13 protein-coding genes are annotated in these 13,065 nt (G+C 67.2%); 6 read left to right on the top strand and 7 right to left on the bottom strand.

Features of this window, described 5'->3' with window-relative positions:
• Positions 1–550: 550 nt before the first annotated feature.
• The 4 genes from HAV18_RS12945 to HAV18_RS12930 form a co-directional block, all read right to left on the bottom strand.
• Entirely contained in the window at positions 551–850 is a 300-nt protein-coding gene (locus HAV18_RS12945) for an H-NS family nucleoid-associated regulatory protein (RefSeq protein WP_166956105.1), read from the bottom strand.
• Between the two features lie 103 nt (positions 851–953).
• Positions 954–1,226, bottom strand: a complete 273-nt coding sequence (locus HAV18_RS12940) for a hypothetical protein (RefSeq protein ID WP_166956103.1) — start codon at positions 1,224–1,226, stop codon at positions 954–956.
• Positions 1,227–1,287: 61 nt separating this feature from the next.
• Entirely contained in the window at positions 1,288–1,815 is a 528-nt protein-coding gene (locus tag HAV18_RS12935) for a BON domain-containing protein (RefSeq protein WP_166956102.1), read from the bottom strand.
• A 54-nt stretch (positions 1,816–1,869) separates the two neighbouring features.
• Positions 1,870–3,348 carry a sigma-54-dependent Fis family transcriptional regulator gene (locus tag HAV18_RS12930; protein ID WP_166956099.1) on the bottom strand — a complete coding sequence of 493 codons (1,479 nt, stop codon included), beginning with the start codon at positions 3,346–3,348 and terminating at the stop codon, positions 1,870–1,872.
• A gap of 316 nt (positions 3,349–3,664) precedes the next feature.
• Between HAV18_RS12930 and HAV18_RS12925 the strand changes: the two genes are divergently transcribed.
• Both HAV18_RS12925 and HAV18_RS12920 read left to right on the top strand, forming a co-directional pair.
• The gene (locus tag HAV18_RS12925; protein ID WP_166956096.1) at positions 3,665–5,068 is read left to right on the top strand and encodes a GntP family permease; all 1,404 of its coding nucleotides are present in this window, start codon (positions 3,665–3,667) and stop codon (positions 5,066–5,068) included.
• 250 nt (positions 5,069–5,318) lie between these two features.
• On the top strand, positions 5,319–5,582 hold the full coding sequence (locus HAV18_RS12920; protein WP_166956094.1) for a DUF4148 domain-containing protein: 264 nt from the start codon (positions 5,319–5,321) through the stop codon (positions 5,580–5,582).
• A 54-nt stretch (positions 5,583–5,636) separates the two neighbouring features.
• Here HAV18_RS12920 and HAV18_RS12915 read toward each other — a convergent pair whose 3' ends face one another.
• Both HAV18_RS12915 and HAV18_RS12910 read right to left on the bottom strand, forming a co-directional pair.
• Positions 5,637–6,002, bottom strand: a complete 366-nt coding sequence (locus tag HAV18_RS12915; protein ID WP_166956091.1) for a 5-carboxymethyl-2-hydroxymuconate Delta-isomerase — start codon at positions 6,000–6,002, stop codon at positions 5,637–5,639.
• Positions 6,003–6,075: 73 nt separating this feature from the next.
• Positions 6,076–7,671, bottom strand: coding sequence for a thioredoxin family protein (locus tag HAV18_RS12910; RefSeq protein ID WP_166956089.1), 1,596 nt, complete (start codon positions 7,669–7,671; stop codon positions 6,076–6,078).
• 94 nt (positions 7,672–7,765) lie between these two features.
• Between HAV18_RS12910 and HAV18_RS12905 the strand changes: the two genes are divergently transcribed.
• Positions 7,766–7,969 carry a hypothetical protein gene (locus tag HAV18_RS12905; RefSeq protein WP_166956086.1) on the top strand — a complete coding sequence of 68 codons (204 nt, stop codon included), beginning with the start codon at positions 7,766–7,768 and terminating at the stop codon, positions 7,967–7,969.
• Here HAV18_RS12905 and HAV18_RS12900 read toward each other — a convergent pair.
• On the bottom strand, positions 7,953–8,453 hold the full coding sequence (locus tag HAV18_RS12900) for a GNAT family N-acetyltransferase (RefSeq protein WP_166956083.1): 501 nt from the start codon (positions 8,451–8,453) through the stop codon (positions 7,953–7,955). The two genes, HAV18_RS12905 and HAV18_RS12900, sit on opposite strands and share 17 nt — an antisense overlap.
• Positions 8,454–9,027: 574 nt before the next feature.
• On the opposite strand from HAV18_RS12900, the gene HAV18_RS12895 reads away from it, so the two are divergent.
• The 3 genes from HAV18_RS12895 to HAV18_RS12885 all read left to right on the top strand — a co-directional run bounded on the left by HAV18_RS12895 (position 9,028) and on the right by HAV18_RS12885 (position 13,053).
• Positions 9,028–11,367 carry a phosphocholine-specific phospholipase C gene (locus HAV18_RS12895; RefSeq protein WP_166956080.1) on the top strand — a complete coding sequence of 780 codons (2,340 nt, stop codon included), beginning with the start codon at positions 9,028–9,030 and terminating at the stop codon, positions 11,365–11,367.
• Between the two features lie 269 nt (positions 11,368–11,636).
• Positions 11,637–11,906 (top strand): hypothetical protein, encoded by a 270-nt coding sequence (locus HAV18_RS12890; protein WP_011353737.1) that lies wholly within the window; start codon positions 11,637–11,639, stop codon positions 11,904–11,906.
• 154 nt (positions 11,907–12,060) lie between these two features.
• Positions 12,061–13,053, top strand: coding sequence for a DedA family protein/thiosulfate sulfurtransferase GlpE (locus HAV18_RS12885; protein ID WP_166956077.1), 993 nt, complete (start codon positions 12,061–12,063; stop codon positions 13,051–13,053).
• Positions 13,054–13,065 lie beyond the last annotated feature (12 nt).

Genomic DNA, 13,065 nt, shown 5'->3' with positions numbered 1-13,065 from the left:
GCCATACACCGATCGACGCGAACCCCAAGCATAGGCGAAGCGCATGCGGCTGCCTATATGCCGAACGGCCGACTATTCGACACACGTCAACGCTCGCACCATGGGCCTGTAACACGAGCACGGAAGCCATCGCCACGCGCCGGGCGTACACATTCGCTCGGCGCGCGCGGTGCACGCATGCGGTGCGGTGCTGCGTCCGCTTCGTCAAAGGTGAGGATTTACGGGAGCCATGGTGAGTATCTTCGGGAATTGCACGACGCCACGCGCAAACACGCGAAAGGTGATCGGAATTCGCGGCACGCGTGCACCGCGAGAATGGCGCGAACCAATGCGCCCGTGCGGTGCCATTGCAGCGCTGTTTACCGGAATTCGCCGCGATATGCCGCCGAATCGCAGCGAATTCGCAAAACGGGATCCGTTAATTGCGCGGCGTCGCTGTTCAATACGCGGTCGGGAATCGCGCCGGGAATGCACAAAAACAAAACGGTGCGACGGCCGCAGGGCCGTTCGCACCGTCAGTCGGCACGCGAAAGGTGAGAATTTTCGGGAGTCAGTCCTTGATCAGGAAACGCTCGCGATTCTTGCCGAGCCACGTCGGCGAGCGCCCACGGCCACTCCACGTTTCGCCCGTCTTCGGGTTCAGGTATTTCGGCGGCGACGTACGCTTCGGCTTCGCGGCAGCAGCGGCCGCCCCTGCCGGACGAAACCCGAGCTCTTCCGGCGTAATGTCGTATTCCTCGATTTTCGCGCGGATATCGGCAATCGCGTCGGCAATCGCCTTTTCGCGTTCCTTGTCGATCTTTTGCTGAAGCCGTTCGAGCTGCGCGGTCAGTTGCCTGTAGGTCGCCATATGGATGGGACTCCGTGAGTGTTATTCGTGAAAAATAGATGACTCTCAGCAAACAGAAAAGCGCTTCGCCCGATCGTGGTCTCCTCAGCCGGTTATCTCGAGATCAATAACCGCTCTTCTTCTTGCACGCGAAGAGAAGATTTCGCGTGGCGTCATCGGTCGATTGCTGAAGCACTTCGAAATCCCCGTTGCAGATCGCCCGGGCATTGTCCGTGCAATTGCTCCAGTCGTTGCCGGTGCATTGCACCTGGGTAGTCGGACGCCCGTCCGAAGTGAACAGCGGCGCGCTACCGCCACACCCGCCGAGCCCTGCAACGAGAGCCAACACGACGGCCGCCCGAGGCCACCGACAGACCGACGCAAGCATGTGTTTCATTGTTCTTCCCGTCAACCTTTTTTTGAATGTCGCGAGTATGCCATGCGCGGCCCTTCCGCCGTCAGTTCGGCATACGACCGGGTTGTCCGCGCGCCTTGTACGGCAAGCGCTTGCGCGGATCGTCGGTGATGCGAACGAAAACCTGCTCGACGTCCGGAAGCGCCTCGAGTTCGCGTTGCAACGCCTGCCGATCGAACGCCGTATCGGCACATCCTTCGACGTAAATGAAACGCCGCTGCACGGTGATCCACAGGCTCGTGCCATGCAGCCGATCGGAGCCGGCGAAGTGCGCCTTCACGGCGTCGGCGATCGGTGCGTCATACATGTAGGAGTTCGGCTTCGTGCAGCGGTGCGCGAGCCAGCAGGTGGTGCCGCGTTCGGCACGGTAATGGGCATCGTCCGTCATCTCGGCACGGGTCATCCACGGGCCGAGCGGCAACGGGCATTCGGCCACGTCCTGCGACAGCGCGATGAACGGATCGTTGTACCAGTTGCGCCGCGCCTCGGGCGCGTCGGCGTCGCCGGACTGCGCGAGCGCGGAGGTCGCCAGCACCATGGCCAGCCACCCTGCGATGCCGATCCGTTTCATCGTGATCTCCTGTTCGATGCGTCACGTCCGGCCGCATCGGCTTTGCCGATCGGCCTACCGGTCGATGCCCAGCGCGGCCAGCTTCTTGTACAGCGTCGCGCGGCCGATCCCGATGCGCGCGGCCGCTTCCACCACCTTCCCGTCGCAGGCCGCCAACGCATCGGTCAGGAACTGGCGCTCCCACGCCGCCAATGCATCGGCATACGATGCGGCCGGCGCAGCAGGCACTTCGCCCGCGCGCCGCTCGACCGGCGACACGGCCACCGGCTGCGCCGGTGCTGCGCCGTCCGTCGATACTCGCACCGGCCCAAGGAACTGCGCGAGCGCACACGCATCGATCACCGAGCGGTCCGACAGCATCAGCGCGCGTTCGAGCGTATTGCGCAACTCGCGCACGTTGCCCGGCCACGGATACGCACACAGCATCTGCAACGCATCGTCGGTCAGCTCGCAATGGGCAGCGCGCCCGTGCTGCGCGGCCAGTTCCTCGAGCGTTGCGTAGACGAGCGCCGCGATGTCGGATGCACGCTCGCGCAGCGGCGGCGCGTGGATCGTCAGCACGTTCAGCCGGTAATAGAGATCAGCGCGGAAACGCCCGGCCGCGACCAGCGCCGGCAGGTCGGCGCTCGTGGCAGCGATGATCCGGACGTCCGCGCGCACGATCCGGTTCGAGCCGACCGGCTCGAATTCCTTGTCCTGCAACACGCGTAACAGCTTGCCCTGCAGCGGCAGCGGCATGTCGCCGATCTCGTCGAGAAACAGCGTCCCGCGATCGGCCAGTTCGAACTTGCCGATGCGCCCCTTGCGGTCGGCGCCCGTGTACGCACCGGGCGCCGCGCCGAAGAATTCGGTTTCGAGCAGCGTGTCGGGAATCGCGGCAACGTTGACGGTCACGAGCGGCTGGAGTGCGCGCGCCGACGCCGCGTGGATCGCGTGCGCGAGCAACTCCTTGCCGGTGCCCGTCTCGCCGAGCAGCAGCACCGGCGAATCGACCTGCGCGGCACGGCGCGCCTGGCGCTTGGTTTCGAGACTCGCGGCGCTCGTGCCGACGAAACTCGCGAACGTGTATTTCGCGCGGCGCGCCTGCGCGAGCGAACGCTGCGTCGCGATCAGTTGCTGCTGAAGCTGTGCATAGCGGGAAAAGATCGGCGTGAGCGTCTTCAACTGATCGAACAGCGCGAAGCCGATCGCGCCGACCGTCTCGCCCGCCTCGTTCTTCAGCGGCAGGCGCGTGACGACGAGCGGCTCGCGGCCCGTCTCCATGATGTCGAGCAGGATCGGCTGCCCGGTCGACACGACCTCGCGCATCAGGCTGTTCGGGATCACGGCTTCGCAGTCGAGGCCGACGGCCTGTTGCGGATCGGCAAAACCGAAGCGCGCCGCATACCGCTCGTTCATCCACACGACGCGTGCATCGCGATCGACGACCACGGTGCCCGCGCTCGAATCCTCGAAGGTCCGGAACAGCGACTCGGCGGCGCGCCGCAGCACGTCGCCGTAGTTGACGGGCAGGCGGGCCCAGTCGTTCATCATCGTGTCTTCGTCTCCGTGTATTTTCGACCGGCTGTCTCCGGAACGAGACGGATTATCTCACTCTGGAGACACGCCGCAATGCGTTGTCCGGGAATGCCCTGCCCGATTCCACGGGCTGGCCGGACGGCCATTTCGTCTCTGGATGGAGACGTTTTATGTAGAATCGTCAGACAACGACCGGCGCGGGCCCGCCGGTTTCCGGCGGACCCATGTCCGGCGGCGCAATCCGGCCGATGGCACGAAACCTGCACGAACCTGAGCTGGTCCGCGGCGCGCCGCGCGATCGAACAACAACCAAAGCCATTAGGAGACTCCCTTGTCTTTCGTGATCGTCCTCGCCGCGCTGGCGTTCCTGATGTTTGCCGCGTATCGCGGCTACAGCGTGATCCTGTTCGCGCCGATCGCCGCGCTCGGCGCGGTGCTCCTGACCGAACCCGCCGCCGTCGCACCGGTCTTCTCCGGCATCTTCATGGAGAAGATGGTCGGATTCGTCAAACTGTATTTCCCGGTGTTCATGCTCGGCGCGGTGTTCGGCAAGGTGATCGAACTCTCCGGGTTCTCCGAGTCGATCGTCCACGCGGCGATCCGCTACATCGGCCGCTCACGCGCGAATGCGGTGATCGTCGCGGTGTGCGCGCTGCTCACCTACGGCGGTGTGTCGCTGTTCGTCGTGGTGTTCGCGGTCTATCCGTTCGCGGCCGAACTCTATCGCCAGAGCAACATCCCGAAACGGCTGATGCCCGGCGCGATCGCGCTCGGTGCGTTCTCGTTCACGATGGATTCGCTGCCGGGCACGCCGCAGATCCAGAACATCATCCCGACCACGTTCTTCAAGACAACCGCCTGGGCCGCGCCCGCGCTCGGCACGATCGGCTCGCTGTTCATCATCGTCGTCGGCCTCACGTATCTCGAATGGCGCCGCCGTTCGGCGATGGCAAAGGGTGAAGGCTACGGCACGTCGCTCGTCAACGAACCGGAGCGCGTCGAGACGAAGTCGCTGCCGCACCCCGCGCTCGCGATCCTGCCGCTGATCCTCGTCGGGGTGTCGAACTTCGCGTTCACGAAGCTGATTCCGCAGTGGTACGGCGCCGCGTCGTACACGGTCGCGCCGGAAGTGCTGCCCGGCGTGCACGCGCCGGTCACGACGTCGATCAAGACCGTCGTCGCGATCTGGTCGGTCGAGGCTGCACTGCTGCTCGGTATCGTGCTGGTCGTGCTGACCGCGTTCAAACGCGTCAGCGGGCGCTTCGCGACCGGCTCGAAGGCTGCCGTCGCCGGTGCGCTGCTCGCCGCGATGAACACCGCGTCGGAATACGGCTTCGGCGGCGTGATCGCCGCGCTGCCGGGCTTCCTCGTCGTCAGCGATGCACTGAAGAGCATCCCGAACCCGCTCGTCAACGCGGCCGTGTCGGTCAGCTCGCTCGCCGGTATCACGGGCTCGGCATCGGGCGGCATGAGTATCGCACTCGCCGCGATGTCGGATCTGTTCATCAAGGGTGCGCAGGCCGCCAACATCCCGCTGGACGTGCTGCACCGGGTCGTCGCGATGGCGAGCGGCGGCATGGACACGCTGCCGCACAACGGCGCGGTGATCACGCTGCTCGCGGTCACGGGCCTCACGCACCGCGAATCGTATCGCGACATCTTTGCAGTCACGATCATCAAGACGCTCGCGGTGTTCTTCGTGATCGCCGTGTACTACACGACGGGGCTCGTGTAATCCCCCCGCGCGGCGGCCCGTCTCCGGGCCGCTGCCCGCCGGCCACGTCGCTGCGGCCGGCTTCTCTCCCCGCTCCCCCTCCCCCTTTGCCGAGCGCCTTCCAGGGGCTCGCGCCCGCCGCTCATTGTTGTCTTCGGCAGAACACTAAGTTGGGCGCAGCGGCATTTTTCGCGCGTCGGGCGAGGCCTACACTGCTTTCGACGGTCACCGCATGCGATCGGTACCGTCGAAAACATGGAGGTACCCGCTCATGAACCCGCTGATCCGCACAATCGCCCTCGCGGCCGCATTCGCCGCCCCCGTCGCCGCTCAGGCGCAAGCCAGCCCGCCGCTCACGCGCGCCGAGGTTCATTCCGAAGTGGTTGCACTGAGAAAAGCCGGCTTCCAGCCGAGCGACTGGTTCTACCCTGCCAGCATCCAGGCCGCCGAGGCGAAGATCGCCCGGCAGCAAGGTGCGCCGCAGGCCGTGGGCGCCGGCTACGGCAATCGCGGCGCGTACTCCACGGGCCAATAGTCGGGTTTCGAACTTGCGGGCGGCGCTCGCGTCAGGGCCACGTTCCCGGCCCGGTCAGCGCGGCTCGATGCTCGCTTTCGCGTAGGACTCGCGCTCCAGCTCAAGTATTTCCGCGCACAGTTGCAGGTGCGTGCCGGGCGGCGCGACGACGTGCCGCTTCAGTTCCGCCAGTACCTGCTCCGAGAATTCGCGCTTGACGTCAATCGACCGGCCGCTCAGCACCGCGAGCTTCGCGTGGACAAACGCGCGCGGCGCCGGCGACGTGCCGACCGCGAATGTATCGAACCGCTGCGCGCGGCTCTTGATATCGAGCTCGTCGAAATGGCCGGACGCGGCAAGCGCGGCATTGAGCGCGCGCAGTGTCGCGCCAGCGTCGAACCCGTCGAGGTTCGCGGAATATTCGAGCGTCAGGTGGGGCATGGTGTCGGTGGCCTCGTTGGTATCGGGAAAAGCGCCGGCCGGCATCCCGAAAGCCCACGCAGCGCCACCGGATCTATGCCTTGACTGGCTGGATCAGGCGCTCGCAGGCGCTTGCCTGCGGATCGCCGGCAGGCAGTTTCCCACAGATGCCGTCGAACTGCTTCGCGATCGACCTGACCGAGGCATCGTGCGCGCCGCTGCCACGCCAGCGGTTCAACTGCGTGACGACCTTGGTCAACGCGCGCAGGTTCGCGCCGTAGAACGCGTCCCGCGTCTTGTCGGCCTGCGCGAGCACGCTCGCGGCGATCCCTTCGATGCGCGCCGAATCGTCCGGTGCCAGTTCGACCGCATTCGCAAAATAGGTCGCGCCCCAGCGCAGCTTCGTCGCCGGCCCGCTCGCCGCGTCGTATGCCTTGCGGTACCAGTCGAGCGCCGCGGCCTTGTCGCCGCGCGCCTTCGCATTCGCGGCCAGCCCGGACATGAAGTAGTACGGCGTGGATGAACGCGGCAACTCGGCCTTCAGCAACGCCTCCGACTCGTCGTACAGCCCCGCGTCGGTCAGCGTGTCCGCGCCTTCGCTGACGAGTGCCTGCCGCTCGTATGCATTCGCGGCGCCCTGCACCGACGCGGCGATCTGTTTGCGCGCCGTGTCGGCCAGCGCCGGCGCGGCAAGCGGTGCACCCTTGCGTGCATCGCCGCGCGCGAGCAGCACGCGGCCGTGCAGCGCCATCAGCCGGTCGATCGAAGACAGCGTGGTGTCGGTCGACAGGCGCGCAAGCGCCGCGTCGTACGCGCCGCGCAATTTCGCGCGCGGCGCGTCGCCGCCGCCGAGATACGCGACCACGCGCGCGGGCGCTGCGACCAGTACGTCCGAATCGGCCCGCGACCATGCCGGGTCCTGCAACACCGTGCGCAGCGAATCGGCAAGCGCCGTCTTGTCCAGCGCGCCGGCCTGCGCCGGATCGTCGGACGCGGCGACCACGGCCGACTTCAGCGCGAAGCGCGCCGATTCGGCCTTCGCGCCGGCCGCCCGCGCGCGTTGCGCGAGCGACTGCAGCGTCTCGGCGACGCGATCGGCCGGCACCGGCAGCGCGCCGTCGGTGTCCCACGAATAGTCGGCCAGCAGGCGCCATTCGTCCGGCGTCAGCGACGCACCGTTCTTCAGCGCGGTCGCGAGCGTCTGCCGCACCGGATGCGCGGCCGTCATCCCGAGCGACAGCGCCTGCATGTAGCGATCGAGATCGGCTTCGCCCGGCAGCCGCGTCACTTCGGTGCCGTCCGGGCGGAACAGGATCATCGTCGGATAGCCGTGCACCTTGAAACGCTCGCCGAGCTTCTGCGCGCTTTCGGTATCGCCGTCGAGATACACGGGCACGAAGAACGACGAGCGGGTCTTGAATGCCTGCTGGCTGAAGATCGTCGACTTCACCTGGTTGCACGACGGGCACCACACCGCGCCCCAGTAGAGCAGCAGCGGCTTGCCGGTGCGCTTCGCCAACGCGAAGGCGGCGTCGACGTCGCCGTGCTGCCACGCGATGCCGGGCGGCAGGTGCGCGCCGTCAGGCGACGCGCTCGCCACCGGGGCGCCCGTGGGCGTGGCAGCGGCAAACGCCGCACCCGCGGCGGCGAACAGGCAGGCGGCAGTCAGATTCCGGAGAGCGGTTTTCATCGAAGCGGGTCCGTTGAAAGAGGCGGTTGCGGGAAGAGTTGTCGTGCGAAGCAACGACCTGAAGCGACGACCATGAAGCGAGGTTCATGAAGCGATGAAGCGCACCGACATGCGGCGTGGCGCAAGCCGGCGTGCGTCGATGCATGCCGCGCGCATCGACGCGGAAACCGCCAACGCCAGCCGAAGCAGCCGGCAAATCCTTCAACGATACGACCCGCGCAGCCGGCGGGAAACGAACGAATTCTTGAATGAATATGACGCGCGACATCGTCGCCGCGCGTTCACTCCCGGCCCTTGATCCGCGCCATGTGATACACGGATGCATGCACGCCGTCACGCAATGCATAGCCCGGCGATTCGCCCTCGATCCGGAAGCCGTGCTTCTCGTAGAGCGCGATTGCCGCGCGGTTGTCGGTGAACACGGTCAGCTCGAGACGCGTGAGGTTCAGCCAGCCTTCCGCGAGATCGATCGCGGCAGCGAGCAGCCGGCTGCCGATGCCGCGCCCGTGCCGGGTCGCGTCGACCATCATGCCGAGCCCCGCCGCATGGCGCCGGCGCGGATTCGGTTCGAACTCGAGGCCGAGATGGCCGACCACCTCGCCGTCGATTTCGGCGACGAGGCTCGCGCCGCGCTCGTGCGCGTTTGCGAGCCGCTTCTGCCATTTCTCGAACGATGGAAACGGATACTGCAGCGTATACATGTACACCGCGGGGTGCGCGGCGATCTGCCGGATCGCGTCGACGTCGTGTGTCTCGCTGTGCCGGATCTTGATGTCGGTCATGGGTGGGCCGGTTCCGAAAAGTCGCGCCAGCGGCGCGGGCTGCGCACATGCGCAGCAACGGATCGAGCTTATCCGATTTCACGCATTTGAAACATGGCCGTCATGCGATGCCGTTGCACCCGCAACGACAGGCGATCGCGCTACCGCGCCACGAGCAGGAAAAATCCGACCGGCCCCGCAAACGGAAATCGGTAATTCCTTACCCGCTTCCGTCACGCATTGCTTCCCGATCAATCGTTGCGCACGCAACGTCACGCGCGCGACATGCGATGTCATGTCTTCATCACGTCGACGTCACGTCGTCTCCCTAGACTGGGCGCCGCCCAACCCGGCATGCACCGGGCCGGTGTGTGCCGACGTCCCGGCCCGCGCATCACGAGCGCGCGTCGCGCAGGTTCGCGGCAACGGCCAACGCATCCGCGCGACGCCACGCATCGCGCGCGACGCACGCACTTCCGACACGCACGGCCGATGCACCCGACCGCCCATGCCGCGCGAATCGTCCCAGGGGGCGACGCACGGGCGCCTCCAGTCGAAGTCACGAACGCTCCCATCATCACAGGATCCGAACGCCATGACATCACGCCGCAAATTCCTCCAGCAGACCGCCACTTCCGGCCTCGCCGCCGCCGCGCTTGCCGCGTTTCCGCCGAGCATCCGCCGCGCGCTCGCGATTCCCGCGTTTCACGAAACGGGAACCATCAAGGACGTGAAGCACGTCGTGCTGCTGATGATGGAGAACCGCGCATTCGACAGCTACTTCGGCACGTTCAAGGGCGTGCGCGGCTACGGCGACCGCTTTGCCGTGCCGTCGCCGAACGGCCGCAACGTGTTCTACCAGACGTACACGAAGCCGACGCCCGCCGCCACCGTCACGCCGTATCACCTCGACGCGAGCCAGGGCAACGCGCAGCGCGCCGGCGGCACGCCGCACACGTGGGCCGATGCGCAGGCCGCCTGGGACCATGGCCGGATGAATCGCTGGCCCGACGCGAAGACGCCGCTGTCGATGGGCTACTACGACGCGGCGGAAGTCCCGTTCCAGCGCGCGCTCGCCGACGCGTTCACGCTGTGCGACCACTACCACTGCGGGATGCACACGGGCACGATCGCGAACCGCCTGTTCTACTGGAGCGGCACCAACGGCCCGAACGGCATCAGCCCGGCCGACGGCAGCCGCGTGAAGATCGCCGCGCTGAACAACCAGTTCAACGGCGGCAACGACATCGGCCCGTCGAGCCAGGGCTGGACCTGGACCACCTACGCCGACCGGCTGCAGCAGGCCGGCGTGAACTGGAAGGTCTACCAGAGCCTGATCGACAACTTCGGCTGCAACGAGATGATGAGCTTCCGCCACTGGCGCGCGGCGATCGAGCAGATGCCGCCCGCGCGCCGGCCTGCCTACGTTGCATCGACCGACATCACGCAGCCGGTGACGGCGGCCGGCGCGTTCTACGATCCGGCGATCGACGATCCGCTGAGCCCGCTCGCGAAGGGGTTCGGCAACACGATGCCGTACGGCTTCCTCGAAACGTTGCGCGACGACATCCGCAACGGCACGCTGCCCGAAGTGTCGTGGATCATCCCGCCGTCCGTGTACAGCGAACACCCGGGGCCGTCGAGCCCCGCTCAGGGCGGCTGGTACGTGCAGGCGGTGCTCGATGCGCTGACGGCGAACCCGGAGGTGTGGAGCAAGACCGTGCTGCTGGTCAACTACGACGAGAACGACGGCTTCTTCGACCACATGCCGTCGCCGGCCGTGCCGTCGCGCAACACCGACGGCACGCTCGCGGGCGGCCATACGCTGCGGGACGCCGACGTCGCCGCCGAGTACCACGACTTCACGCCGGCCACGTCGAGCCAGCCGGCGATCGACGGCCGCCCGTACGGCCCGGGCCCGCGCGTACCGATGTGGATCGTGTCGCCGTGGAGCCGCGGCGGCTGGGTCAATTCGCAGGTGTTCGACCATACGTCGACACTGCTCTTCCTCGAAAAGCGCTTCGGCGTCGCGGAGCCGCAGATCAGCGCGTACCGCCGCGCGGTGTGCGGCGACCTGACGAGCGCGTTCAACTTCCGCTCGCCGAACAACGAGCCGCTGCCGACGCTCGCGGGCCATACGACGAAAAGCCAGGTCGACGCGCTGAGCGCCGCGCAGCAGGCCGCGCCGAAGATCGTGCCGCCGGCCGCGCCGTCGCTGCCCGCGCAGGCGCCCGGCGTGCGCCCGTCGCGCGCGCTGCCTTACGAATTGCATGCGAGCGCGCGTGCCGATGCCGGCACCGGCACGCTCACGGTGAAGTTCGCGAATACGGGCCGCGCCGCCGCCGTGTTTCACGTCTATGACAAGCTGCACCTCGACCGCCTGCCGCAGCGCTACGTCGTCGAACCGGGCAAGGCGCTGCACGGCGACTGGGCTGCGCGTGCCGACAATGGCGGTAAATATGACCTGTGGGTGCTGGGCCCGAACGGCTATCACCGCCGCTTCACCGGCGACCTGAGCCGCCTGGCCGGCGCACGCGCGCCTCATCCGGAAGTTCGCGTCGGCTATGCGGGTGCGAGCGGCAACCTCCACCTGAAGCTGCGCAACCACGGCGGCGGCACGGTGCGCTTCACCGTGAAGTCGAACCAGGTCTACGGGCCGCTGTCGGGCCGCGGCACACACGACGATCGCGGTCATGGCCATGGCAACGACGACGGCAACAGCCAGGGTCACGGCACCGGTACCACGTGGACGGTCACGGTGCGCGCCGGCGACCAGGCCGAACTGCACTGGAAGCTCGACACGACCGGCCACTGGTACGACTTCATCGTCACGGCGGACAGCGACGCGAGTTTCTCGCGCCGCGTCGCCGGCCGCGTCGAAACCGGCCGCCACTCGGTCAGCGACCCGGCGATGGGGCTCGCCGACCGCTTCTGATGCCGCCGCGGCGACACGCGTCGCACCGCGTGTCGCCGAGCGCGCCGGTCCGGCCGCGAACGCTGCTCAGGCGCCGGCCGCGGCGGCGCCCGATCCGGCGCAAACGCCCGCCCCGCGCGGCTCAAACATCAGAAGGATCCCTGGTTCATCCCTCATTTCACCTCACGAAAATGCTCCGAATTGCGGCCCGTTCGCGTTAAACTGCGGCAAGCTGTATTCAACAAAGACATCTTCGCCACTACGGCATCCACGATACGAGGATACGTTCGATGCGCACTACCGGCTCATCCGGGGCAATGACCCTGCTCACCGAACACGACCCGGCCGACGGCCGCGAACTGCGCTCGCTCCGGCTCGAGGCAACCGGCGACGGCAAGAGCGTGCTGCTGATCGAGATCGACGAACGCAAGCCCGGCATCCACCGTGAAGTCCGCTACGAGATCACGCCGGCCGAACTGATCGCGGCGATCCGCTCGCACGGCGCCGAGCTGCCCGGCGAAAACCACGGCGCCGCATCGCTCGCCCGCACCTCCTCCTGATTCCGAACGGTGAGCCGCTCGCAGCGTGCCGGCTCACCAACATCCCCCTGCCGCCTTCAGGCGCTTTCCGTCATTCCCGCTGTTGTCTTGAAAAAGGCCGATAATCGGCCCATCTGCGTTTTCTGCCCACGCATGTCCTTTTCGGCCAGCCGTCATGCTCCGTGACCTCGTCGCCCAGTACGGGCCGCTTCTCGTCTTCGCCAACGTGCTCGCGGCGGCCATCGGCCTGCCGGTGCCCGCGATGCCGACGCTCGTGCTGTTCGGTGCGATGTCCGCGATGCATCCCGAGATGATCGGCTCGCAACTGGTGACGGTGGTGGCGCTGTCGGTGCTCGGCGCGCTGATCGGCGACACCGTCTGGTACGTCGCCGGGCGCCGTTACGGCGGCACGACGCTGAAGACGATCTGCCGGCTGTCGCTGTCGCGGGATACCTGCGTGAGAAAGACCGAACGCTTCTTCGGCCGCTACGGCGTGCGCGTGCTCGCGGTCGCGCGCTTCATTCCCGGGTTGTCGCTCGTGTCGGTGCCGATGGCCGGTGCGCTCGGCACGCGCTACCGCACGTTCGCCGGCTACGATGCACTCGGCGCCGCACTGTGGACGATCGTCGGCCTGGTGGCCGGGCTCGTGTTCTACCGGCAGATCGACTGGCTGTTCGCCGGCGCGAGCCACCTCGGCCGCGCTGTGCTGCTGGTCATCGTCGCGCTGCTCGCCGTGTATGCGGCCATCCGCTGGATGCGCCGCCGCGCGCTGATCCGCCAGCTCGCCCATGCACGGATCAGCGTCGACGAACTCGACCTGCTGCTGCGCGACACCACCGCGCCGGTCGTGCTCGACGTGCGCTCGCCCGAGCACCGCAAGCTCGACCCGTTCACGATTCCCGGCGCGCAATTCGCGGACGATCGGCAGATCGGCGACATCGTCGCGCGCTATCCGCTCTCGCAGAAGTTCGTCGTGTACTGCTCGTGCCCGAACGAAGTGACGGCCGCCCTGATGGCGAAGCGCCTGCTCGACGCAGGCTTCACCGATGCGCTCGCGCTGCGCGGCGGCCTCGACGCATGGCGCGATACGGGCCGCCAGCTCACGTCGCTCGTGCAAGACATGCCGGCCGCGAACGATCCGGTCGCGGGGCTGCACAAGCCGGCCTGATCGTTTCGATCG

This window comes from Burkholderia sp. D-99 (assembly GCF_011605345.1).
Classification (GTDB): Bacteria; Pseudomonadota; Gammaproteobacteria; order Burkholderiales; family Burkholderiaceae; genus Burkholderia.
This window is presented reverse-complemented; position numbering and strand designations above follow the sequence as displayed.

Coding starts and splice junctions, on each gene's coding strand:
- HAV18_RS12900 (WP_166956083.1), bottom strand. CDS start 8,453: ATGACCGACATCAAGATCCGGCACAGCGAGACACACGACGTCGACGCG.
- HAV18_RS12910 (WP_166956089.1), bottom strand. CDS start 7,671: ATGAAAACCGCTCTCCGGAATCTGACTGCCGCCTGCCTGTTCGCCGCC.
- HAV18_RS12905 (WP_166956086.1), top strand. CDS start 7,766: ATGAAGCGCACCGACATGCGGCGTGGCGCAAGCCGGCGTGCGTCGATG.
- HAV18_RS12890 (WP_011353737.1), top strand. CDS start 11,637: ATGCGCACTACCGGCTCATCCGGGGCAATGACCCTGCTCACCGAACAC.
- HAV18_RS12915 (WP_166956091.1), bottom strand. CDS start 6,002: ATGCCCCACCTGACGCTCGAATATTCCGCGAACCTCGACGGGTTCGAC.
- HAV18_RS12945 (WP_166956105.1), bottom strand. CDS start 850: ATGGCGACCTACAGGCAACTGACCGCGCAGCTCGAACGGCTTCAGCAA.
- HAV18_RS12935 (WP_166956102.1), bottom strand. CDS start 1,815: ATGAAACGGATCGGCATCGCAGGGTGGCTGGCCATGGTGCTGGCGACC.
- HAV18_RS12920 (WP_166956094.1), top strand. CDS start 5,319: ATGAACCCGCTGATCCGCACAATCGCCCTCGCGGCCGCATTCGCCGCC.
- HAV18_RS12930 (WP_166956099.1), bottom strand. CDS start 3,348: ATGATGAACGACTGGGCCCGCCTGCCCGTCAACTACGGCGACGTGCTG.
- HAV18_RS12885 (WP_166956077.1), top strand. CDS start 12,061: ATGCTCCGTGACCTCGTCGCCCAGTACGGGCCGCTTCTCGTCTTCGCC.
- HAV18_RS12895 (WP_166956080.1), top strand. CDS start 9,028: ATGACATCACGCCGCAAATTCCTCCAGCAGACCGCCACTTCCGGCCTC.
- HAV18_RS12940 (WP_166956103.1), bottom strand. CDS start 1,226: ATGAAACACATGCTTGCGTCGGTCTGTCGGTGGCCTCGGGCGGCCGTC.